Origin of the sequence: Nonomuraea sp. NBC_00507, from assembly GCF_036013525.1 — a bacterium.
Taxonomy (GTDB): domain Bacteria; phylum Actinomycetota; class Actinomycetes; order Streptosporangiales; family Streptosporangiaceae; genus Nonomuraea.
In genome coordinates, this window is sequence record NZ_CP107853.1 from 2,667,746 (window position 1) to 2,691,066 (window position 23,321).

The 23,321-nt window shown below is 64.7% G+C and carries 21 protein-coding genes, 2 tRNA genes and 1 pseudogene; 14 read left to right on the plus strand and 10 right to left on the minus strand.

The window, feature by feature from the left end; translation table 11 throughout:
• Positions 1–142: 142 nt before the first annotated feature.
• The 7 genes from OHA25_RS13590 (at position 143) to OHA25_RS13620 (ending at position 8,909) form a co-directional block, all read left to right on the plus strand.
• Positions 143–1,213 carry a carbohydrate ABC transporter permease gene (locus OHA25_RS13590; RefSeq protein ID WP_327587911.1) on the plus strand — a complete coding sequence of 357 codons (1,071 nt, stop codon included), beginning with the start codon at positions 143–145 and terminating at the stop codon, positions 1,211–1,213.
• On the plus strand, positions 1,197–2,105 hold the full coding sequence (locus OHA25_RS13595; RefSeq protein ID WP_327587912.1) for a carbohydrate ABC transporter permease: 909 nt from the start codon (positions 1,197–1,199) through the stop codon (positions 2,103–2,105). Before OHA25_RS13590 ends, OHA25_RS13595 begins: the two co-directional genes overlap by 17 nt.
• Before the next feature lie 111 nt (positions 2,106–2,216).
• Positions 2,217–4,457 carry a glycoside hydrolase family 31 protein gene (locus OHA25_RS13600; protein ID WP_327587913.1) on the plus strand — a complete coding sequence of 747 codons (2,241 nt, stop codon included), beginning with the start codon at positions 2,217–2,219 and terminating at the stop codon, positions 4,455–4,457.
• 328 nt (positions 4,458–4,785) lie between these two features.
• Entirely contained in the window at positions 4,786–7,029 is a 2,244-nt protein-coding gene (locus OHA25_RS13605) for a glycoside hydrolase family 3 N-terminal domain-containing protein (protein ID WP_327587914.1), read from the plus strand.
• A 588-nt stretch (positions 7,030–7,617) separates the two neighbouring features.
• Complete coding sequence (locus tag OHA25_RS13610; RefSeq protein ID WP_327587915.1) at positions 7,618–7,836, plus strand: hypothetical protein; 219 nt, start codon at positions 7,618–7,620, stop codon at positions 7,834–7,836.
• Positions 7,837–7,895: 59 nt separating this feature from the next.
• Positions 7,896–8,366 carry a hypothetical protein gene (locus tag OHA25_RS13615; RefSeq protein ID WP_327587916.1) on the plus strand — a complete coding sequence of 157 codons (471 nt, stop codon included), beginning with the start codon at positions 7,896–7,898 and terminating at the stop codon, positions 8,364–8,366.
• A gap of 231 nt (positions 8,367–8,597) precedes the next feature.
• On the plus strand, positions 8,598–8,909 hold the full coding sequence (locus tag OHA25_RS13620; protein ID WP_327587917.1) for a trypco2 family protein: 312 nt from the start codon (positions 8,598–8,600) through the stop codon (positions 8,907–8,909).
• 82 nt (positions 8,910–8,991) lie between these two features.
• Here OHA25_RS13620 and OHA25_RS13625 read toward each other — a convergent pair whose 3' ends face one another.
• On the minus strand, positions 8,992–9,891 hold the full coding sequence (locus OHA25_RS13625; RefSeq protein WP_327587918.1) for a hypothetical protein: 900 nt from the start codon (positions 9,889–9,891) through the stop codon (positions 8,992–8,994).
• Between OHA25_RS13625 and OHA25_RS13630 the strand changes: the two genes are divergently transcribed.
• The 6 genes from OHA25_RS13630 (at position 9,838) to OHA25_RS13655 (ending at position 16,261) form a co-directional block, all read left to right on the plus strand.
• Positions 9,838–13,017, plus strand: coding sequence for a hypothetical protein (locus OHA25_RS13630; protein WP_327587919.1), 3,180 nt, complete (start codon positions 9,838–9,840; stop codon positions 13,015–13,017). The two genes, OHA25_RS13625 and OHA25_RS13630, sit on opposite strands and share 54 nt — an antisense overlap.
• 208 nt (positions 13,018–13,225) lie before the next feature.
• Positions 13,226–13,585 (plus strand): ankyrin repeat domain-containing protein, encoded by a 360-nt coding sequence (locus tag OHA25_RS13635; protein WP_327587920.1) that lies wholly within the window; start codon positions 13,226–13,228, stop codon positions 13,583–13,585.
• 141 nt (positions 13,586–13,726) lie between these two features.
• Positions 13,727–13,882, plus strand: coding sequence for a hypothetical protein (locus OHA25_RS13640; protein WP_327587921.1), 156 nt, complete (start codon positions 13,727–13,729; stop codon positions 13,880–13,882).
• Between the two features lie 138 nt (positions 13,883–14,020).
• Positions 14,021–14,368 carry a YciI family protein gene (locus OHA25_RS13645; RefSeq protein ID WP_327587922.1) on the plus strand — a complete coding sequence of 116 codons (348 nt, stop codon included), beginning with the start codon at positions 14,021–14,023 and terminating at the stop codon, positions 14,366–14,368.
• The gene (locus OHA25_RS13650; protein WP_327587923.1) at positions 14,362–15,543 is read left to right on the plus strand and encodes an RNA polymerase sigma factor; all 1,182 of its coding nucleotides are present in this window, start codon (positions 14,362–14,364) and stop codon (positions 15,541–15,543) included. Before OHA25_RS13645 ends, OHA25_RS13650 begins: the two co-directional genes overlap by 7 nt.
• Positions 15,544–15,697: 154 nt before the next feature.
• Entirely contained in the window at positions 15,698–16,261 is a 564-nt protein-coding gene (locus tag OHA25_RS13655) for a hypothetical protein (protein ID WP_327591241.1), read from the plus strand.
• Between the two features lie 84 nt (positions 16,262–16,345).
• Here the strand turns inward: OHA25_RS13655 and OHA25_RS13660 are convergent.
• The 3 genes and pseudogenes from OHA25_RS13660 to OHA25_RS13670 all read right to left on the minus strand — a co-directional run.
• Positions 16,346–16,483: pseudogene (locus tag OHA25_RS13660) on the minus strand (asparaginase); the annotation flags it as partial.
• A gap of 183 nt (positions 16,484–16,666) precedes the next feature.
• Positions 16,667–17,023, minus strand: coding sequence for a hypothetical protein (locus OHA25_RS13665; RefSeq protein WP_327587924.1), 357 nt, complete (start codon positions 17,021–17,023; stop codon positions 16,667–16,669).
• Positions 17,024–17,092: 69 nt separating this feature from the next.
• Positions 17,093–18,514, minus strand: coding sequence for a hypothetical protein (locus OHA25_RS13670; protein WP_327587925.1), 1,422 nt, complete (start codon positions 18,512–18,514; stop codon positions 17,093–17,095).
• A gap of 196 nt (positions 18,515–18,710) precedes the next feature.
• Here OHA25_RS13670 and OHA25_RS13675 point away from each other — a divergent pair, with 196 nt between their 5' ends.
• A complete protein-coding gene (locus OHA25_RS13675; protein WP_327587926.1) occupies positions 18,711–19,484 on the plus strand; it encodes a hypothetical protein in 774 nt (257 codons plus the stop codon).
• Here OHA25_RS13675 and OHA25_RS13680 read toward each other — a convergent pair whose 3' ends face one another.
• The 6 genes from OHA25_RS13680 to OHA25_RS13700 form a co-directional block, all read right to left on the minus strand.
• A complete protein-coding gene (locus OHA25_RS13680; protein ID WP_327587927.1) occupies positions 19,485–19,901 on the minus strand; it encodes a phage terminase small subunit in 417 nt (138 codons plus the stop codon).
• Between the two features lie 516 nt (positions 19,902–20,417).
• A tRNA-Val gene (locus tag OHA25_RS13685) sits at positions 20,418–20,489 on the minus strand.
• 643 nt (positions 20,490–21,132) lie between these two features.
• Positions 21,133–21,205, minus strand: a tRNA-Lys gene (locus tag OHA25_RS13690).
• A 436-nt stretch (positions 21,206–21,641) separates the two neighbouring features.
• Entirely contained in the window at positions 21,642–22,007 is a 366-nt protein-coding gene (locus OHA25_RS61300) for an HNH endonuclease (RefSeq protein WP_442942108.1), read from the minus strand.
• Positions 22,008–22,282: 275 nt separating this feature from the next.
• Positions 22,283–22,660, minus strand: a complete 378-nt coding sequence (locus OHA25_RS13695; protein WP_327587928.1) for a hypothetical protein — start codon at positions 22,658–22,660, stop codon at positions 22,283–22,285.
• 297 nt (positions 22,661–22,957) lie between these two features.
• A complete protein-coding gene (locus tag OHA25_RS13700) occupies positions 22,958–23,317 on the minus strand; it encodes a VOC family protein (RefSeq protein WP_327587929.1) in 360 nt (119 codons plus the stop codon).
• Positions 23,318–23,321: the final 4 nt, after the last annotated feature.

Consider the following 23,321-nt stretch of genomic DNA (forward strand, 5'->3'; position numbering starts at 1 on the left):
TACCTCCGCGGCGGCACGCGTTTCACGGTGCGTGGAACTACGTCATTCCTCCTGGATATCCATCTCGGAAGACCCTGCAAAACCAGAGAGCCAGTCTCCAACCGGCCAGGTGATTCATCGTCGGCATTAAGGAGTAACAACAGTGGACACCGTCGTCACGACGCTAGAGAGCATGTTCGCCGCGCTGGGACTCGCCAAGGACCTCCGCCCACTCGCCGCGTTCGGGGTCATGGCGGCGGTGGCCTACCTGTTGTTCCTCATCCCCATCTACATCGCCGTCCTGCGCCACCGCATGACCCGCACGGCCGCAGCCTTCTGGATCTTCGTCTCTCCCTGGGTCTTCGGGTTCCTCGTATTCACCGCTGGCCCCATGGTGTATTCCCTCGCCCTGTCGCTTTTCGACTGGGATCTCGTCAACCCTGCGAAGTTCATCGGCATCGACAACTACTCGAGGGCAGCCACCGACCCGAAAGTCGCCAAAGCGATCCAAGTCACTCTGACCTATGCCGTCATCAGCGTCCCGCTGCAGGTCGCTCTTTCCCTGGCCGTTTCGCTCTTGCTCAACATGAAGGTCAAGGGCATCAACGTCTTCCGTACCATCTGGTACCTGCCCAGCCTCGTGACGGGAGTTGCCCAGGTCATCCTCTTCCTGTGGGTCTTCAACCCCAACTACGGACTCCTGAACGGGTTCCTCGGGGTGTTCGGCATCGAAGGCCCCACCTGGTTCCGTGATCCTCACTGGGCACTGCCCGCGGTGATCATCATGAGCCTCTGGACCGTCGGCGGAAACATGGTGATCTACCTCGCCGGGCTTCAGGACGTACCCACGGAGCTTTACGAAGCCGCTGCACTCGACGGAGCCGGACCGCTACGGAAGTTCTGGAACATCACCATTCCCCAGATCAGCCCCGTGATCTTCTTCAACGCGGTCACTGGGCTGATCGGCTCGATGCAGATCTTCACTCAGGGTTTCGTCGTGACGCAGAACGGAGGAGGCCCTCGGGACTCGCTGTTGTTCTTCGTCCTCTACATGTACAACAACGCATTCAAGTTGTTTGAGATGGGATACGCCTCGGCCCTGGCCTGGATTCTGCTCGTCATAATCCTCCTCCTCACCCTGCTGGTGTTCCGGGGAAGCGCGTTCTGGGTCTATTACGAGTCGATGCCGACGAAGGCGAAGAAGAAGGGAAAGAAGAATGTTCGCACCGCCTGAACCCGCTGTCCGCACAACAGCAGCCCCGTCGTCGCGCGAGAAGGAACGACGTCGGCGAGTTTCGCCGACCGAGCCGAGTCGCATCAGCCGACTCATCGCACTTGTCGCCCTGATCATCGGATCGACAGTGTTCGCCTACCCGTTCATTTGGATGATCGCGACCGCTCTCCGCACGAACGAGGGAATCGCCGCCGGCGGGATCAGCATCTGGCCCATCCAGTGGCAGTGGTCGAACTTCTCCGACGGCCTCGGGTCGTTCCCGTTCTGGCTCTACCTCGGCAACAGCGTCATATCAACATTCGTGCCTGTCGTGTTCACTGTGCTGGTTTCGTCCCTCGTGGGTTTCGCCTTCGCAAGGATTCCCGCCCGTGGTTCCGGCGCGCTGTTCGCTGTCGTCTTGGGCACCATGCTGCTGCCCGGCGAAGTGACCCTCGTTCCTCAGTTCATCCTTTTCCGCGCGCTCGACATGATCGACACTCTCTACCCGGTCATTCTTCCGGCAGTGTTCGGATCACCGTTCTACATCTTCCTGTTCCGGCAATTCTATCTCCGCCTGCCACAGTCCCTGACCGAAGCAGCAATCATCGACGGTGCCGGTTGGTTCAGAATTTGGCGCACCATCTATCTGCCCCTGTCGCAGCCGATTATCGTCGCCGCCGCTGTGCTCCAGTTCATGGCATCGTGGAACAACTTCATCGGCCCGGCGATCTACGTGACGACGGAACGATGGAAAACGCTGCCGCTCGCACTCGCCGGCTTCAGCTCGACCAACAGCACGAACACCAGCCTGCTCATGGCAACGGCCATCGTCGTCATCGCCCCGTGCATCGCCATCTTCTTCCTCGCACAGAGGCACATCGTCGGAGGGCTCTCCTTCACCGGAAGCAAATAGGGCGCGCCGCACCGACACGGAGAACTACCGTCTCGCCACGCCGGACCCGACCCCCAGCACAACCAACCCCATCCGACATCTGCGGATCACTCCAACAGACCAGGAGGTCACGTGAGTTTCGACAAGATGAAAGAGCACTTCCGACTCGACACCCGGCCCGTCGCGAACCCGGCGAACATCGTGCAGGGCGACTGCTACCGGATCACGGTCCTGGATGCGGGCCTGGTGCGGCTGGAGTACAGCCAGACCGGCGAGTTCGAGGACCGCGCCTCCCAGACGGTCGTCAATCGCGCCTTCGCGCCGTGCAAGTTCACGGTGTCCGAGGGCGGTGACCGGGACGGCGTCCTGGAGATCAACACTGAGCGGCTGCAACTGACCTATGACGGCGGTGAGTTCACCACGCACGGACTGTCCGTCCAGGCCAAGGGGGGCTTTCACGGCAATGTGTGGCGCTTCGCCATGCCGGTCTCCAACCTCGGGGGCACGGCACGCACCCTCGACGACGTCGACGGCGCGATTGCCCTGGAGGACGGAGTGCTGGCGCGCGGCGGAATCGCCATGATCGACGACTCCGCCACGGTCCTGCTGACCGACGACGGCTGGATCGCACCGCGTCGACCCGGCAACCTCGACCTCTACGTCTTCGCCTACGGCCACGACTACCGGCGCGCCCTGGAGGTGTTCTACCAGCTCACCGGTCCCACGCCGCTGCTGCCGCGCTACGCCCTGGGTAACTGGTGGAGCCGCTACCACCCGTACTCGGCCGAGACGTACCTGGCGCTCATGGACCGATTCGACGACGAGGGCATCCCGTTCTCCGTCGCGGTCATCGACATGGACTGGCACCTGGTCGACATCGACCCGAAGCACGGCAGCGGCTGGACCGGCTACACCTGGAACACCGAGCTGTTTCCCGATCCCGCCGGCTTCCTGCGGGAGTTGCACGCCCGCGGGCTGGCCACCTCGCTGAACCTGCACCCGGCCGACGGTGTGCGCGCCCACGAGGCGGCATACCCGGCCCTGGCCCAGCGCATGGGCATCGACCCGCACTCCGGTGCCCCCGTACAGTTCAACCCCACCGACCCCGGCTTCCTGCAGGCCTACTTCGAGGAACTGCACCACCCGCTCGAAGCCGAGGGGGTCGACTTCTGGTGGTTGGACTGGCAACAAGGCGGGATCACCCGGATGCCCGGGCTGGACCCCCTGTGGCTGCTCAACCACCTCCACTTCCTCGACTCGGGACGCGACGGGCGGCGCCCGCTGACGTTCTCCCGCTACGCCGGGCTCGGCAGCCACCGTTACCCGATCGGATTCTCCGGCGACACCTGCATCACCTGGGAGTCGCTGGACTTCCAGCCGTACTTCACCGCCACTGCCTCGAACGCCGGCTACGGCTGGTGGAGCCACGACATCGGCGGACACTTCAAGGGCTACAAGGACAACGAACTCGCCACCCGGTGGGTGCAACTCGGAGTCTTCTCACCGATCAACCGGCTGCACGCCAACGAGAACCCGTTCAACTCCAAAGAGCCCTGGCAGTTCGGACCTCACGCCCAGCGGGTCATGACCGAGTTCCTCCGCCTGCGCCACCAACTGCTGCCCTACCTCGCCACGATGAACCTCCGCGCCCACCAAGGACAACCCATCGTCGAACCGATGTACTACGAGTACCCCGACGAGCCGGCCGCCTATGCCGTGCCCAACCAGTTCATGTTCGGCACCGAACTGCTCGTCGCACCCATCACCTCGCCCGCCGACCGGCAGACCGGGTTGGGGCGGGTGAAGGCATGGCTCCCCGAGGGCACTTGGGTCGACCTGTTCACCGGAACGCGATACCGAGGCGGCCGCACGCTGTATCTGCACCGCTCCCTCGACTCCATCCCGGTGCTGGCCCGGGCGGGAGCCATCGTGCCGATGGTGCCCGCAGACGACATCGGTGGCGGCACGGACCCCACGAGCCGGATCGAACTACGCGTATTCGCCGGCAGCGATGGCGAGTTCATCCTGGTCGAGGACCGCGACGACCAACGGTGGGCCCGCACCCGGATCACCTACGACGACAGCTCCGGTCAGGTGACGGTGCACGACGTGCAGGGCGAGGCCTCCACCCTGCCGGGCGACCGCACCTACCACCCGGTGATCATCGGCGGCCCCGGCGACAATGGTCCGGACATACTGGACGCGGTGTTCCGCATCCTCGACCGGGCACAGATGGGCTTCGAACTCAAAAACGCGGCGTTCGAGGCGGTACGCACCAGTGCCTCACCCGCCGACGCCGTCATGGCCCTGCAGGCCCTCGACGTGACACCGAGCCTGCTCGGAGCCGTCGCCGAACTCCTCCTAGCCCACTGAACCCAGCCTCCCCAGCCCACCGCCGGCACGCCGCTCCGCCAAGGCACCGAGCGCATCGACGACGGCAAGGCGTACACGGCCCCACTCGACGCGATCTGCGCCATCGACCCGGGCGCGGCCAGGACGGGTGCGCCATGCCGAGTGGAGGGCCACGCGCACGATCGGCGGCGAGCTGATGCCCGGTTCGCCGTCGACCGCCGCAACCGGCGGGACGGTGCTCGCCAATCCCGCCACCTGCCTCCCGCACGTGGCCGAACGCGCTGGCACGAACAGACGCGAGCCACATCTGCTCGTGCCGCCTGCCCCTGCCGAACGAAGGAGAACTGCAATGCATGATGGTCCTGACTACCTGAATCCCGTTCTGCCCGTGGCCGCACGCGTTGCCGACCTTCTCGCACGGATGACCCTGCCCGAGAAGGTCGGACAGATCATGCAGCTCAACGCCCAGGACGACCTGGACGCCCACATCCTCACCAAGCACGTGGGCTCCATCTTGCACACCTCCCCGCAGCGGGTCCGGCGCGCGCACCAGCTGAACGCCAAGACCCGCTTGCGGATCCCGTTGCTGGTGGGCGAGGACTGCATCCACGGTCACTCCTTCAGCTACGGCGCGACGATCTTCCCGACCCAGCTGGGGATGGCGGCCACCTGGGATCCCGGGCTCGTGGAACGGGCTGCCCGGGTGACAGCGGTAGAGGCCGCAGCCACCGGCGTGCACTGGACCTTCTCACCCGTGCTGTGCATCGCGCGCGACCTGCGGTGGGGACGGATCAACGAGACCTTCGGCGAGGATCCCTTCCTCATCGGCGAGCTGGGATCAGCGATGGTGCGCGGCTACCAGGGCAACGGGCTCGCTGATCCGACCGCCATCCTCGCCACCGCCAAACACTTCGCCGGATACTCCGAAACCGTGGGCGGACGCGACGCCACCGAGGCCGACATCTCGCGCCGCAAGTTGCGATCATGGTTCCTGCCCCCGTTCGAGCGCGTCACTCGCGAGGGCGCCGCCACGTTCATGCTGGGCTACCAGACCACCGACGGTGTGCCGATCACCGTCAACGACTGGCTGCTGAACGACGTCCTGCGAGGTGAGTGGGGCTACGCCGGGATGCTGGTCACCGACTGGGACAACGTCGGACGCATGGTATGGGAGCAGCACCTCATGCCCGACCACACCCACGCGGCCGCCGCCGCGATCAAGGCCGGCAACGACATGATCATGACCACTTCCGAATTCTTCGCCGGCGCCCAAGAGGCCGTTGCCCAGGGGCTCCTCGCCGAGAACGACATCGACCGCGCGGTCAGCAGAGTCCTGCGCCTGAAGTTCGAACTCGGCCTGTTCGAGGACCCACGGCACCCCAACGACGAACGTCGACGTGCCGTGCTGGGCGCCCCCGAGCACACCGACCTGAACCTGGAGATCGCCCGCCGGTCAGCAGTGCTGCTACGCAACGACGGGCTACTGCCGCTGGCTGCGACACCCGCCAGACGGATCGCCGTCGTCGGACCCCTGGCCGACGACGCCCAAACCCAACTCGGCGACTGGGCCGGAAGCTCCGGCCAAGCCGACTGGCTGCCCGACGGGCATCCCCGGAAGATGATCACCACCGTGCTGGACGGCCTACGCAACCAATCCGGCGACAGCTCGCAGGTCACCTACGCCCGCGGGGCCGACATCCTGAGCCTTGCCCCCGATCCGCGCGGAGGGTTCCTCCCGGACGGCCAGCCGCGCCCCCAGATCGTCGTCCCGGCCGAACCCGACGAGGCGCTCATCGCGGAGGCGGTCACAGCCGCTCGTGAGGCCGACTACGCCGTCGCGGTCGTCGGTGACCGGATCGAGCTGGTCGGCGAGGGCCGATCGACAGCCACCCTGGACCTGATCGGCGGCCAGAACGCCCTGCTGGAAGCCCTCGCGGGCACCGGCACGCCACTGATCGTGGTACTGATGGCCTCCAAACCCCTCGTGCTGCCCCCCGCCGCGCTCAACGCCTCAGCCCTCGTCTGGGTGGCAAACCCCGGAATGGCGGGCGGGCAGGCGATCGCGGAAATTCTGTTCGGCCACATCGAGCCCAGTGGTCGGCTGCCCATCTCCTTCGCCCGCCACGTCGGCCAGCAGCCCACGTACTACAACCAGATCCGCGGACAACACGGCGACCGGTACGCAGACCTCACCCAGGAACCGGCCTTCACCTTCGGGGAAGGGCTGAGCTACACCACCGTCGAATACGGCGACCTCCGGCTGGAGAAAGACCGACTCGACCGAAGCGACGTTGCCAGGGCCTACATCCGACTGACCAACACCGGACAGCGGCCGGCCAGAGAGACAGTGCAGGCCTACGTGCGCGATGTCATCACCTCCGCCAGCTGGGCCGACAAGGAACTCAAGGCCTACCGCCAGGTTGATCTCGCTCCGGGACAGACACAACAGGTCACCCTGGAGGTGCCGGTGGCTGACTGCACGATCGTTGACGCCCGAGGCGAACGCGTCGTCGAGCCCGGCGCCTTCGACCTGCTGATCGGCCGTTCGTCACGCGATGCCGATCTCCTCAGCGTCCGCTTCGACGTGGCCTGAGCATGTGCGCGGCGGCTGTGCCACACCACTGCATCCGGGGAGCCCACTGCCGGTCGTCCACAGCACCGCCCCGCACCCTCTTCCCAGGTCTTGGCGGTGGGCGTGGTCTCCTTGGTCCTCCGGTCGTAGGTAACGGCTGAGCGGGGTCGGCCGGGTGCGGGGATCGCCGTGATCCGGGTGAACGCGGCGGCGAGTTCGGTGGCCCCGGGCCAGGTGGCCGGGATGCGTAGCCGGCGGCGGCGTTGGCCTTGGGTCAGGCGGGCGGCGGTGTGCAGGATTCGGTAGCGCAGCCGTTTGGGTTCGGCTGCCGCGACGTCGCCGTCGAGGGCGTGTAGTTGGAGCCAGCAGATCAGGGCGCAGGCGATCGCGGCGGCGACGCACCAGGGCCAGGCGACGTGAATTGGTCTGCGCAACGATGTCCCGGTAACCCGGACGGCCGCGGAACCGGCGTCCACGTTGAGAGCGCATCAGGACCTCATGGTTGACGGGATGCCATCAACTCCGATGGGTGTGGATCCTCTTTCTCAGTGAGCGCCTGAGCTGGGCTTTTGTGGTCGTGACTGTTTAGTCCAGGAACCGCCTTCTACTGTGAGTGCAGACGGTGAGGCGGTGGTGACGGTGGGCTCGTTGCTGGAGGAACTGGCACGGCGTGAGGCTGTGGCCCGGCAGCAGATCGCGGAGATCCGCGAGCAGATCGCCGCCTTGGAGTCACGGCTGGAGGATGAGCACGATCGGTTGTCACGGCTGGTGATCACGCGGGAGACGGTGGAGGAGATTCTGGGCGAGGCGGCCGACAACTCGATCTGATCACGGCGGAGGCCGCCCGCCGCGGCATCGGCGTCCACATCGTCATCGACTTCGTTCACGTGCTGGAGAGATTATGGGCTGCCGCCTGGAGTCTGCATCCTCCCGCGGCGCCGGCCGCCGAGGACTGGGTCGCCGTCCACGCTCTGGCCCTGCTGGCCGGGCACACCGGCCACGTCATCACCACGCTGTCCGGCCAGGCCGCCACCACGGCCGCCCACCGCCGCGACGGCATCGACGCGTGCATCCGCTACCTCACCAACAACCTCGAGTATCTGCGCTACGACCAGGCGCTGGAGGCGGGATGGCCGATCGCGACCGGCGTGATCGAAGGCGCCTGCCGCCATCTGATCGCCGACAGATTCGACCTCGCCGGAGCACGCTGGGGCCTGGCCGGAGCCGAAGCCGTCCTGAAACTCCGCGCCCTGATCGCCAACGGTGACCTCGACGAATACTGGCGTTTCCACCGCGCCAGGCAACACGAACGTGTCCACCAGAACGACTACCAGGACGGATACTCCCTCACGGCTTGATCGCTCCAGTCACTGAGGAAGAGCCACACCCGTCTCCATTCGTGCGCCACAGGGCGATGCCGATCTTGCCGTCGTCCTCGGCGATGTATCCGGCGCCCGCCGCAGCGGGCAAGATCTTTGATCGTTACCGCCCTGGACCATCACGGATCATGCGGCCTCCCACCCGTAAGGCATCATCGATATGTGCGCGCGGACCCACACAGTCATATGGATATGCGGAGGCGGGATCTCATGAACGAGCCTGAGTGCGTGCCCTTGGCCGACTACATCCGAGCACTGCGCGACCAGTTGGAAACGGCACAGCAAGAAGGGCGTGCCCGCGGGGTCAAGTTCGCCGTCGGGGCTGTGGAGTTGGAGTTCGAAGTCGCCGTGACCAAGGAAGCGGACGGCAGCGGCGGGCTGAAGCTGTGGGTGTTCGAACTAGGCGCCGCTGGCAAGAGGAGCGGTGCCCAGACCCAGAGGGTCCGGATGACTCTCACGCCCACCGATGAGGAGGGCCGTCCGCTCTCGGTGACCGACCGGCTGTCCGAACTCCCACGCTGAAACGGTGCCTCGGGTGGCCGGCTCGCTCGTCAGACGGTGCGTCGAAGTTCTGGTCCAGCGCGAGGGCGAGACGGGGTACGGCTCAGGCCTGCGGCTCGCGACGTCTTTGGTGGTGACAGCCGGGCATGTCGCCGACGGCGGGAGCCTGATCAAGGTCCGGCTGTTCGGAGGGGCGTCCGACGAGATCACCGTGGATGGGCACACCATATGGAGGGGCGACCACGTAGACATCGCGTTCATCGAACTCAGCCCGGACATCGACCTTGACGAGGTCGCCCCACTGGCCATCGGTGTCGTTTCGGAAGAGGCCGACGGGCGGCTCCCGTTCACCGCGATCGGATATCCACGCCACCAGACCTGGCGGGACACCGACACGGCGACGTGGCGCGACAGCGACCAGATCGACGGCGTGATCCCGTTGGGGTCGAGCGTGAAGCGGGGGCGCTTGGTCCTGCATCGTGCGGATGGGCGCGTTCTCGAGGCACGTGACTGGAGCGGTTTCTCCGGCGCCGCGGTCGTCTGCGGGGGCGCGGCCGTCGGCGTCGTCGTGGAGTCTGCGCACTCCGGCGGGCTGGAGGCCGTACGACTGGCCTCCGCTGTCGGCACGTACGAGCCGCGTGCGGAAGGCGAACGAGAGCCCGATTCGAGCACGGCCGCCGCACGCGCGCTCCTGGCCGGCTTCGGCGTCACACCGAGACCGATCACCGTCCACTCCCCTGAGGAGCGGCGACGTCCGGACTACGACGCCCTGCTGCGCCAGTACGCGGCACGCTGTCCGGAACTGATCGGTCGCGAGCAGGAGCTTGCCGATCTCATGGCGTTCGCGACCGGGCAGGAGCCGTACCTGTTGCTCGTCGCTCCTCCCTGGGCTGGGAAGACATCGCTGGCCACGCACTTCGCCACGGGTTCTCACCCGGAGGTGGACGTGGTGTCGTTCGTCATCTCCCGGCGCGACGGGCAGATGCGTGTACAGCAGTTTCACCGTGCGGTGTGCGAGCAACTGGCGGCCTTGCTCGGCGAGTTTCCGCCCGCCGAACCGGACGCGGCCGTCTTCCTCAGTCTCTGGGAACGCGCGGTGACCGACCACGAGCGGCGCGGACGTTCCCTGGTGTTGATGGTGGACGGTCTGGACGAGAACGACTTCAGGGAACTGGCCGAGCCCAGCATCGCCTCGCAACTGCCGACGGACCTGGGAGCCACCGCGCACGTCCTGGTGACCAGCCGCCACCCAGGCGTGCCCCTGGACGTGGATGAGAGCCACCCTCTGCGTGTCTGTCGCCGTCATGTGCTGGCGCCCTTTCCCGCGGCAAGGAGCCTGCTCCTGCGCGCCCGCCAAGAACTGGACCACGTTCTCACCGAGCCGCTGCAGCGCCGGATCCTGACCACGATGGCGGTGGCCCACGGCGCACTGAGCACCAGGGACATCACCTCCATCACCCACGATGACCACCTGGTCGTCCGCCGGACAGTGGAACGGAGTCTCTCCCGCGTGGTCGAGCTGCGGCCCGGCTCGGTGACCCGGTACACGCTGGCGCACGACACCTTGGCCGCCACCGTACGGGAGGATCTGGAGCAGGAGGAGGTGGCACACATCCGCACCTCCATCGACAAGTGGGCCCTCGGGTTCGCCGAGGCCGGATGGCCTGACGAGACCCCGGACTACCTGACCGAGGCCTATCCGACCCTCCTGCTCACCGAGGGCGCCGGCCGGACGCTGGCCGCGCTGGCCTCCCCCGAACGGCGCGCCCTGCTCCGCCGCCGGTCCGGCGGCGATTTCGCCGCGCTGTCCGAACTATCCAACACGGCCAAGCTGCTCGCGGCGACCCCGGACTGCGACCTCACGACGCTGGCCCGGGTCTCCCTACTGAGGGAGCGCGTCCAAGACGAGACGCGCAATGTGCCCTCTTCATATCCACTGCTTCTGGTACGGCTCGGCCGCCCTGAGGAAGGCGTGCAACTGGCCCGCACGCTCCAGAACTCCTATTCGCGCGCCGACGCCCTGCTGGCGATCGCGGACTGCCTGTTCGACTCCCGACAGATCGAAGCTCGGAACCTCGTCTTCGAGGCGATGGCCGTGCCGGGAAGGCTGGACATGGAGCGGGTGGATCACACGGTGCGAGCGGCCCTCGTACTGGCGCGACGCGGGGAGCCCGATGCCGCTGATATCGCACGTACCACCATCGCCGACCACTTGCAGGGCCTGTACGGGTATCACCGAGTCTGGTCAATCATCACCGTCGTCGACCCATTGGCCGAGATCGACCCGGCACTGGCACGGACCCTGATGGAGGAGGCCATGGAACAAGCCGATGACGAGGACCGCCCCGCCGTGTACGGCAGCCTCGCGCGGGTATGCGGCTTCCTCGGCAAGACCGACCGCCTTCTCCACCACATCGCGAACCTGGACAGAGACGGCAGAAGGGTAGCCCTGCTCCAGGCCTGTGAAGATGATTTCACCAACGGTGGGCGGCGAACCGTGCCGAAGATGCTGATCGCCGAGTTGAACCGTGAATTCTCCGAAGCGGAGCTTGTGGAATCGGCTGCCTACCAGGACGAGGATCGGGCTCTCCGAATGCTGGCGATGCTGTCCCCCGATGATGCTCCCCATCTCTTCTACAACTCGGACACGCTCGTCTACACCGCCCTCGCGGCCCACGGTCGTGACCCGCGGCAGGACGAAGCTCCGTCGGACGAAGACTTCGACGACCTTCTTGCCGCTGCCGCGGAGTCGGCGCAGAACAACGGGCACCTACCTCTGGCGGTCTCCCTGGGACGGGATATCACCAGACCCGCCACCCGAGCGGACACCCTTACGGGGATTTCGCTGACGATCCTCGACACCGGCACCCCACAGGATGCCGATCCCTTGGTGAGAGAAATAGGCGCGGCCCTCAACGAGACCCCGAGCCGGTGGCGCGCCGGCGTACTGGCCGAATTGGCGCTTGCCGCCAGCACCGCCGGACGAGGGGAACTGGCCGAGGCCGCCCTTGAAGCGGCCGTGCGCACAGCGCTGGAAAGCGTGGACGACTTCGAGGCCCAGCAGCAGGCGATGCCCGTGGCGGGCGTGGCGGCACGCCTTGGCCAGGTGGAACACACGCTCGCGATCGCCGCCGCATTCCAGGACGAGATGTACCAGCTCGACACCCTCCTGCACGCCGCCAGGGCCATCAAGACGGACGATCATCGATCATCCGCTCTGAGCATGCTTATCGACCTGCTGATCGAAGGCATAGAGATCTCGGAATACCCGTCCGAGCAAGGATGGCTGTCCCGGGTCATACGCGAACTCATCGAGCTTCTCCTGGATACGGGGCACGTCGACAAGGCGATGCGCCTGACGACGTACCTGGACGAGACCGACCTGCCGGCTCGTGCCCTCATCGTGCGTGCTCAACTGATGTCGAACGACATCTCCCGAACGACCTCGCTGATTCGCGAAACAGCACGTCATGCGCCCGCACGCTCCCCGTCCGAGGTCGTACGTTGGCAGGAACAGGCGGCCGCGATGATCGTCCAGATATGCGATGCCGGTTACCAGGCGCCGGCCCGCGAACTCACGACAGAGCTGCTCAGAACCGCGGACATGAGCCTCACCTCGAACGATGACCGGTGGTCCCGTCCCTGGCTCGCCGCAGCGTGTCAGGCCACGGGCCTGAGCGATGAGTACACCGAGCTGCTGGACACGGCCCAGCACGCCCCTCTTGTGACGGGAGGCTTCTCGGTTACGTCCACCGTGCCGATGGAGGCCGTCATACGGCTGCGCCTGTGGGATCGCTACCGTGACGAAGCCCGCCGGATGAACGAAGTGCTGGCCGAGGGCGCACTCACTGACCTGGTCACGGCGATGCTCACGGCAGACCTCCTGGATGAGGCGGTCCCTCTCATCGATGACCTCACCGAGGACGCGGCCTATTGTTCGGCACTCGCCGCGAACTCCGCCTTGGCGGCCGCCGACCATCAGCTGGCCCGAGACCTGGTCAAACGGTCACTTGCTCATGGCTTCGACGGCGAAGTGATCGCACCGTTGACCGAGCTGGAACCTCGGTGCCTGGACGAGATCGCAACACAGCTTGGGATCAGCGCCTCACCCACGACCATCTCAACTTGAGCGCATGTCACCCGGCTCAACGCGATCAATGACCAGCAGGCTCCACCCGGGACCTGGCGGCGTTCCCGGGCGTTTGGGCGCGGGGCTCGGGGAGGTCAAGATTTCCGGCGTCGAGCTGTCGATTTCCTGGCTCGTCGTTCGTCTTTCTGCGTGACCATCCGGTGGGTTGCTCATGGGTATGAGCGCCCAATCACATGAGGAGTACACAATGAAGTTTGTAGAAGCCGCCGGGGCCGCCGACGAAACGACGATGCAGTCGATGCTGGCCGCCGATCCCGGGCTGCGCGATCGGCACGCGGATCTGGTTACGCGGATGTCCGAGGCGCGCAACTGGTCAGCGGTCCGGCTGCTGGTCGATCTTGGTTTCGGCGTCAATGGCGTCACCTCCGACGGTGCTACTGCCTTGCACCATGCGGCGGCCGCCGGCGAGCTGTCGATCGTGCGCCTGCTGGTCGAGCACGGTGCCGACCACACCGCCCGCGAACCCCAGTTCAACGCGCAGCCGGCGGGCTGGGCGCAATACTTCAAGAAGCGGGAAATCCAGAAATATCTCGAATCCCTGGCCTGATACCGCACTGCCCGGTCACGCGGCATCAGGCCCCCAGCTCGTTGAAATCTTTCCACAGGCGGTGCTGGAACGCGCCCGCAAACGAGGCCGGTCGATGGGATCGCTGGCCAGGGCGTTGGAGGGCTCTTCACCGACCACGGTTTGCCGCTGCTGGCCGACCAGAGCGAGCGGTTGGCCGCCGGTCGACGGCAGCGCCGCATCGACGTGGTCCCCGACGTGTTCGCCTCCTACGAGTACGACCTGGTGTTCAACGACTTCTTGTCAGCATGGTGGCCAGCGCGGCAAACACGCAGGTAGGCTCCGCCCTGACCTGGCGGCGTTCCCGGGCGTTTGGGCGCGCGGCTCGGGGAGGTCAAGATTTCCGTCGTTGAGCTGTCGATTTCCTGGCTCGTCGTTCGTCTTAGTGCGCGACCGTTCGGCGGCAAGGAGGATGCGATGAAGTACGTCATGCTGATCTATCAGGTTGACGCGCAGGAGCGACAGGCTGCGCTGTCCGAGGAGGAGCAGAAGCAGGTTTACGCCGACTACCAAGGGATCAATGAGACGCCGGGCGTCACCTCCGTGCCGCCGATGGGCCATCCCGAGAACGCGACAACGGTCCGCGTCGAGGGAGGCAAGACTCTGACGACCGATGGCCCGTTCGTCGGGATGAAGGAGGCCGTGGGCAGCGTGTTCGTCCTGGAGGCCGACGACCTCGACGCGGCCATCGAGGTTGCCGCCCGCGTCCCAGCGGCACGCTATGGCGGCGCCGTCGAGATCCGCCCCTCTGAGGTGTATTGCTAGCGCTCGAACAGGTCTTCCGTGAGGAGTGGGGCCGCATCCTGGCCACCCTGATCGGCTTCCTCGGCGACTTCGATCTCGCCGAGGAAGCCGCACAGGAGGCCTTTGCGATCGCCGCCGACCGGTGGCCACGCGAGGGCGTCCCCAGCAACCCGCGCGCCTGGCTGATGACGACAGCTCGCAACCGGGCCACGGACCGCATCCGCCGCGATCGGGCCTTCGCGGCCAAGTTCGGCCTGCTCGTTGCTAGCGATCGTGTCGAGGTGCCGATGAACACCAAGTTTCCCGATGAGCGCCTGGAGCTCATCTTCACCTGCTGTCACCCGGCGCTCGCAGTCGAGGCGCAGGTTGCGCTCATCCTGCGCACCCTGGGCGGGCTCACCACCGACGAGATCGCCCGTGCCTTCCTGGTACCGGAGCGCACGATGGCGCAGCGGCTGGTGCGGGCCAAGCGCAAGATCAAAGCCGCGGGGATCCCGTTTCGGGTGCCACCGGATCACCTGCTCCGCGAGCGACTCGACGCTGTTCTCGCCGTCGTCTATCTGATCTTCAACGAGGGCTACGGCGGGCGCGACGAGCTCGCTGCTGAGGCAATCTGGTTGGGACGCGCGCTCGCTGAACTACTACCGGACGACCCCGAAGTTCGCGGGCTGCTGGCGATGATGCTCTTGCACGACTCCCGTCGCGAGGCGCGGTTCCGCGACGGCGAACTCGTGCTACTCGCCGATCAGGACCGGTCACGCTGGAACACCGAGCAGATCGCGGATGGACGCGCCGAACTCGACCGAGCACTCGCCCTCGGCGGCCGCGGGCCGTACGTCCTGCAGGCCGCCATCGCGTCGCTGCACGCCGAGGTGCCATGCGACTGGGCACAGATCGCGGCGCTGTACGGCCAACTCGCCCGCCTGACTGGCTCGCCCGTCGTGGAGCTCAACCGCGCCATCGCCATCGCCGAGACTGAAGGCCCCGAAGCCGGGCTGCGTATCGTCGACCAACTCGGTCTCGATGACTTCCGCTACCTACACTCGACCAGGGCCGAACTCTTGCGGCGCCTCGGGCGCATCGACGAGGCGCGTGACGAATATCGACGTGCCAGACAACTCACCGACGACGGCGCCGAACGGCGCTTCCTCGAACGCCGGCTAACGGAACTGGCAGGTATGACAGGCTCGGGTTAGTTGGGTCATCCTGACGGTCTCTGAGATGAAGCGGCTAGGCGGGTGGATCACCGTACAGGCGGACCCGCGCTCACCCCGCAGGCGGACGACGGGCGCCACGGTGACGGCGATCATAGATTCCGCTCACTGCAGGCTCTCGTCTAAGGACATGGACATGCTTAAGAAGTCTCTGCTGGCCGCGCTGGCGGCGTCGGCCGTCGCCGCCCTCACCTTGGTCCCCGCCGGCCCCGCCGCGGCCGCCACGATCGAGATCCGTCCCGGGCAGGTCTCGACCCTGAAACAGTCGAACAGCAAGTTCAGCTGCCCGACGAACGAAGTGCTGATCGGCCGCGGGCACCGCGGCGACGAGAACGGCGACACCACGTTCCACTGCGGCCGCATCTACATCGACAACGTCCAGGTCACGGTGCTCAAGTTAGACTTCTGGGGCACCCTGACGGATGAGAACAACCACGATTACCACACTCCGGCGAACCAGGCCATCACCGGGATTCGGCACGACGGGGACGAGAACGGCGACACCATCTACTACAGCGGGGCGTTGTTCTGGCAGGGCAAGGCGGTGCAGATCACCCCGAGGCAACTGGAAGGCTGGGTCAGGGAGAACAACCACGCCTCGATGGGCGGCACCAACCAGGTGATGACCGGCCGTAGGCACACCGGGGACGAGAACGGCTGGACTCAATACGAGTACGGCTGGATCTCGTACAGCGGCTGATCCCGGGAGCCGGGTGGCGAGCCATCCCGCAGGGACGCCGCCGCCCAGCACCTCCACCCGCTCGAACTCCGCCGCCGCGCCCACCTCGCACCCCATCGCCCGCAGCGCGCCCAGCGCGATCGCCGTCGTGGCCCGCGGGCTGCCGTCGATGACCTTCACCGCCGCCGCGTGCCTGGACTCCAGCGCCGCAACCAGCACGCCCTCGGCGCCGCCCTTGGCCACGGCGCGGAGGGCAGCACTTGTCTGACGTGCCTTGCACGCCCTCGAGAACCCCAGATATCAACGTCAGCGGCAGATGTTCCTCGCCGTGAACGAGTACGCCGAAGTGATCCTTTACCACGCGATCGGTTCGACCATCTTCACCAACGCAGGCGATTCCCGGTTCGAGCTGGTCTGGTGTTCGGCCTAATACCCCTGCGGCGGGTAGGGCGGATGCTGGACGTGCTGCACCGGCAGATGGCGGGTCACCCTCCAACCGATGAACGACACCGGGATGGCCACGATCAGCCACAGCCCGATGGTGAACAGCGCCAGCCACCAGTGCAGGAACACCCACAGACAGCCATGAATGATCATGGCGATCGGGTTGAAGCCCCACTCCTTCACCGTCGTGTACTGCACTGGCCCGTACTGAGGCCCGCTCGGCACCGGCCCGAACGGCTGGCTGTAGGGCTGCGGCTGGTACGGCTGCGGGTACTGCGGGCCTGACTGGGCACCGGACTGCTGGCCGTACGGGTCGTGCGGCTGGGGCGGGTAACCCATAGAGCGGCTCCAGAGGTAGGGGAACACGACGCTGTGGGACGTTCCAAGCATCCTCCAAGTCGACGAAGATCACGTGTCCAGATCCGGACGCCTCGGAGCACGATCCGAGCGCTGCATGGCAAGGCGTAGGCGAGAGGCGCCGGCGGCAGATGCCAGCGGAAGGCCGGGGTAGCAGCGCGGCGAAGACGTTCTCGTCCAGGCGGTGGCAGCAGCGCTCGGCGTCGTCCCTGTCAGACCTCTCCTGTCGCGGGGTTCGGCCATCGGACGATCACGGTTGGTCGCGAACTCGAAGACAATTTTGTCGCCGTATTCCAGCGCCCAGGCGTTTACTGTCGTCTGCCAGTAATAGGGATCAGCAAACCACATCCACTCGACTCGGAAGCGCTTAAAGGCTTCGTGCACGCGAGCGTCAACCGCAATCGCGTCCACTTCCCAGCCTGGCCGGCTGTCGTCTTCCCAGAGGCCCAGGAGGAACAACTTGCCGTCTCTCAAGCGGCTGGCTACCAAGGCTGTGGCGTCATTTCTGACGCTGCCGTCGAAGCCAAGGGCAATCTGTTCCCGCGGCAGTAGCGGATCATCCTCTTCCGCCAGGCCGTCCCAGACGGCTCGCTCAATCCAGGTATCCGCCGTTTCGCGAATCTGATTCAGATAGAACCGGGCGGCTACGGCCTCGCTCGTGCGAGGGTCCTGAATGGCCACCAGGAGGCCGTGAAGGTCAACCCAATGGCTGTCCCCGTACGCCTCGGTGAGCGCCGCCATGACGGCGTCTGGGTCCTTGAGATCGACATAGCCAACTGCCTCAACACAGTCGTAGAGGAGGCTCGCAGTGCCAGCTAGCGCGGCCTCGTGGGTGCGCTGGGCAATGGACTGCTCGGCAGGGTTGTAGGCGTTGGTCGTCTCAACCAAGCGGCTACCGGCGCCAGAGGTCTTCCGGACGTTACGGTCCAGGACTTCCCAGACGTGAATGCCCTGGTTGGACTCAACCCAGTGGTGGACCTCGTCAGCGATGACGAACGTCGGCCGCGCGCCCTCCAGGCCTCGGGAACTGGCCGTTACGGGCTCGATGCGCCCTGGCCTACCGTCGCGGAATTGGATCAGGCCCTTGCCGATCTCGATCCCGTAGTGCTCTTCAGCGGGGCTCTCCGCGAGCATCCCGCGCACCATGTCGCGCGTGTTCTGGGTCTGGTCGATCGACGTCGCGGCGATCTGAATCAGCGGGAGCGGTACGCGCTTCCCAACCGGCATGCCGTTCTTGTCGAAGTGGCTGAACCGCGCCGGCCCGATGAACTCGATGATCGCAAGGGCCGCTAGAAGCGGTGTCTTGCCCCAGCCCTTCGCCCTTCTCAGGGCGGCTGTGCTGTAGAGCCAGCGTCCCTCGTCGTCGATGGCGTAGAGCCACAACAGGAATCGCTGTTGCTCACGTGTGAAGCGCCACGGCTCGCCAGCGTCGGGGCCGTCAGGCTGGACGATGTAGGTCTCAGCCCATCTCAAGATCCCGTAACCGAGGGATCGTGAGGGGTGAGGGACTCCTGAGGGGAGATTGCCTGTCTGCAACAGGCATCACCCCTTCAGTTATGAATTTGAGCTTGATTCCGACTAGCGCGGTGGGATACGTAAAGCTTGGTTACGATCAGTACCGAGGCTCGACTATTGAGTCGATCGCCAGTCGGCTAACCGGGGGCACATCATGATCGATGAAAACCCTCCACCGGAGGACAGCGAAGAGGACCAGCCAGGGGCCGAAGAGGAATCTGAACCAGCGCCCACCAGAGAAGAGCGCCAGACTCCGAGCGGCTTGCAGCGACTCGGCGTGGGCTTGATCCTAATAACAGTCCTGGGAATTACTGCCGACCTCATGGGGATAGCAAGCTTCGATATCAGCGATGTTTGGTTTCTAAAGGGAGCGCCGTCTCCAGGAAACGCAGAAGGGGGGAGCCCGGCTAGCATTGGCGAATGGTTGCCTAATCTTTGGGCGGGTCTTCTTCAGATACGAGCAGAGGCGCCCGGATGGTTTGTTGGGCTAGCTCTGTCATTCGCCGTACTAACAGCCTTAGGCCCGAGAAGCGTATGGAGAATTCTTCGGGCGCTCGCTCCGCTGGGTGTCCTGCTCAGCCTGGGATGGCTACTTCTGCCCTGGATTGAACGCTGGCCCATTTGGAGCTGGTGGTCAGCCAACTGGCCCAACCTTGAAGGTATAGTCGCATTTGGCGCGCTGCTTTTTGTGGCGCTGCTAGCATTTGCGGCTTTCGGTGCGTCTGTTGGTGCAGACGAGGAAGGCAGCCTTCCCCTTTACCTTGGTGGCGTCGTCCTATGGATTAGTGCCTTTTTGGGCGCCCTCGCCATGGTTGCTTGGTGGGATGGGCTTCCCTGGTATCTGAAAGGTATGCAAGTGGTCGAATGCATTGTGATTGCGATTTTGGGGTACGCATCCATTCGGGGGATTCTAGGAGGAGGGCTTTAATCAAGCTCCTCCCAGCTTGTGATATAGCTCTATGTCGACCACGTTCTCTGGGAGCTGTTCGTCCTCATCGGCCTCGTTCTTGATCTTGTCGAGCTTCATGCGGAGCGACTGACGGTCTCTGATAGTCGCGCCAAGCCTCTCTTCGTTGAGCCTGATCTCTGCCAAGAGCTTGAGATCGCCCTGCCAGTAGCTTTCGACCATCGGAGCGAGCATCTGTAGCCGCTCCCAGTCGGTGTCAAGGAACGCCTCGGCCTGGGGACTGTTCGCCCACGTGTCCCACCACCGTTGGGTGGCTGTGGAGTACTTCGCCCGTTTGAAGAGGGGCGGCGCCTCTGCACCGCGGCCGGATAGCTCTTCGCTGGGCTGCTTGTTGCGGCGAACCGCGTTCGTTTTCGGGGCTGGGCCTCTTCCTGCCACGCTCTCACCTCTCTTCCGTGGGGGAGTACACGAACTTGGCGCGATTAGGCGTCGCCGTTCTCGTGCTGTTCTCCTACGTCGGGTACGTTCTCCGTCGTCGGTGACTGCCAAGTGGTCTAGACCACAGATAATAGATATGTGGCATCTAGACAAAGCGTGCCGGAGACGAGTAGCACGCGTATGGTCACGTTTACCAACGGATGGCGTCAGGTGGCTATCTGTGCTCTCCTGCTTGTTCCCTTGGTGCTCATCATCGTCTTAATGAGCCCGGCTTTCCTCGTACTTCCGTTCCTTGAAAAGGGACGCGAGTTCATTCCCGGCATAGTAGACAAGGGCACAGAATGGGTGCGAATTGTCGTGTCGAAGATTGAGACCAAGTAGCGGGATGGAGGGACTCGAACCCTCACTTCCAGCCTGTTCGGCGGGGGACTACTCCCGCTTAGAGGCTAGAGTGCGCACCTACACCGCATCCCTAGGCGCACCCAACCAGCTAGTCAGGCCAGCGAATGCAACCAGTACCGCCCCGAGGAATCGAACCTCGAACCCTCCGCTTGTAAGGCGGATGCTCTCCCGTTGAGCTAGGGCGGCGTGGCGAGGACTGGATTTGTACAGCAGGCACGAGAACGGGGCCGGAACCGCGCAAAGAGCAAGCCCCCAGTTGGTTATGACGCGATTATGACGGCGATTTGCATACTTGGAGCACGCTAGTCCCTGACAGGGAGAGCCAAGCGAAAGAGACTCCAGAGGGAAGGAATTCGCGTGCGAACACACAGGCTTCGGCAACCTCAGCAAGAAAGCTTAAAGCCAGCGCGACTCGCCTCGCTTCGTCGAGGAGCGCTGATCCGTATCGCTAGCGTTGGTGTGGCGGCAACGGTCGCGACTGCAGGCGCTCTTACCTTCGCTCAGCCAGCTCACGCATGGCCTAACCAGTGCCGGGTACAGAAGATCACAATTAATGGCAAGCTTACAGGCGCCATCAGTAGATGCCGCTCAGGCACAGGCAAGCATCAGGCATGGGCCTTGTGTGCGGATAACAAATTCATCTGGGGGCCGTTGAAGAGTACCGGCACGCACTACTGGAATGAATCGTGGGTTGAATGCTCACATTTCGGGTTCTTTCGCGCGGCGAAAGCGGTCGGACAGTCAGTCACTAGCCGCTAAGACGCGAACTTGCCACACCATGTGAGCCACTCTGGGTCAGGCGGGGGCTGGTGCCAGCCCCCGCCTGCCGTTGGCGCACCAGGGATCGAACCTGGAACCCGCGGGGTAAAAGCCCGCTGCTCTGCCACTTGAGCTACACGCCATGGCGACGGCATCGAGCCGTCTGAGTCTTACGAGAGCCGCCGGGCAGAGACCTCACAGGCCGTGTCGCTCCCGATGAAGGTCTGAGACCCGCTGTCCCGGATCGCCCAGACGCGAACAGAAGAGCACCAGGACTGATTGCCGCTGCGGTTCGTGGCAGACGTGGTCACGTCACACGCTCGGCTCCAGCATCGGGCGACGCCCTGATCCACGGACGACCCATCCATGGTCAGGTCCATCTCGATATAGAGGGACTCGTCACTCGCGACGGAGCTGCACGACACCAGGCCCGCCCCGTACACGGTGGGGCTGCTGTACGTCGGCATGTAAGCCGTGACGGAACAACCGGACGCGGCGTGAGCCGGCGTGGCGACGGTGGCGGCCAGGCCGAGCATGAGGGCAGCGGCGGTAGCAAGCTTCTTCAGCAGGGGGACTCCATTAGTTCGTTAGGGGGCGCCGATCCGCGGCGCTCTTGATCTCGTGGCAGCTCTTGCAGATGGCTGCCAGGTTGCTCATGTCGTGTGTGCCACCACGAGCTACAGGCACGATGTGGTCAACCTCGCCAGCTCCGAGCTGGTGGCAGACGTAGCAGCGGTGACCATCACGGCTAAGGACAAGATGCCTGCGGCGACGCCAGTTACTAGGTCGTGTTCGGTTCCGGGCCGAAACACGGCTCCAAGGCTTCGGCCGATGTCTTGAGCATCGGCCTCCATGAGGAGCTATCTCATGGCAACCAGTCTGGTTGCATATGCGATTGGCCAGACGATCACATCCAAAATTATTTGAAGGTGCTGCGGTACCCACCTACGCGACAGCATCAGCTAGACCCCAAGACACTCGGCTAAAGGGGCGATTGAGCTGGTCTAGCTTCCCGTGACATAAAGAGAGCCGCCTTGAAGGGCGGCTCTTAGTAAGTATCTTTAGTTAGTTGATCATCCAAGGAGACCAGAGCCCCCCTACCCCCCAAGAGGTAGGGAAGCTCTGATACTTGGTATCCAAGTATGACCGTCGCCCCGCCCGTAGGCATCTATAGCTATAGAGGGGTAAGGGACTGGGGGCGACACCGAGGTTGGTAACGATCAGGTTACGGTCAGTTCGAGGCCCTGAGCGAGTCTCTCGATGCGGTCCATGTCTCCCCATTCAATCCTGTAGTCCGGGAAGCCTTTCGTAACGTCGTAGAAGACGCGGACGCCCATCTTGATAAGCAACAGGTTCTTGTTCTCGGTAGAGAGGCTGGCCCAGTGCTCGGCGACCGTTCGACCCGTTGGCCGGAACTCGTACCCGCTCGGCCTGGACGGCAGTTCCAAGAGTGCCGTCCGTCGTTCGACGAGCACCTTGATCCGCTCTAGGTAGCTCTCTTCGTCTCCGTGGAACAGGCCAAGGTCCTTTTCGGTGCGGGCCGTCTTGATGGCGTCCTCGATCTGCCTAAGTTCGTCCGAGTGGTCTTCGCCCGGCACAAAGACTTTCTCCAGCCAAGGCTTGTCGACCCCAGTCGTGAGGTCGCTCGCCTGAGATCGTGGAGATTAGTTCCGCCGGTAGGGTGCCGGTCATGCTGCATGAGTCAGAGAACAATAAGGGTGTCGCGGTGCAGCGGGCGCTGGTGGTTGGCGGGGCAGGAAGCGGTAAGACGACCTTGGCGCGCGCCCTCGCGACTGCGCTTGAGATGCCTCATCATGATCTCGATCGTGTGGCCTATGCCCCGCCGACTGATGGGTTTGCTGTTTCAGTGCACGGAACCTCGTTGGTCGGCACTGTCAATGCCCGGCGAGCTTCTCGGATGGCTGCAACACACAAAACTCGTTATCGTCGGGATCGGTGAGCACATACCAAGCCCAGCCGTCTTCCTCGACGGGGCTGTCGGTGATGCGCCGCCCGCCCAAGGCCACCAGCCTGGCCACCTCCGCCTCCAGGTCAGGCACGCGCAGATCTAAATGCACCCGGTTCTTGGTCACCTTCGGCTCCGGAACCCGCTGCAACAGCAGCTCAACGCCGTTCCCTCCCACCGGTAGCAGGCGCCGATAACGCCCAGTTGAGCTTGACTCGGCGCTGTAACCAAGTGCACCGCACCAGAACGCCGCGGCCCGGTCCAGATCGGCGCAGTCCAGGACTACCACCAGG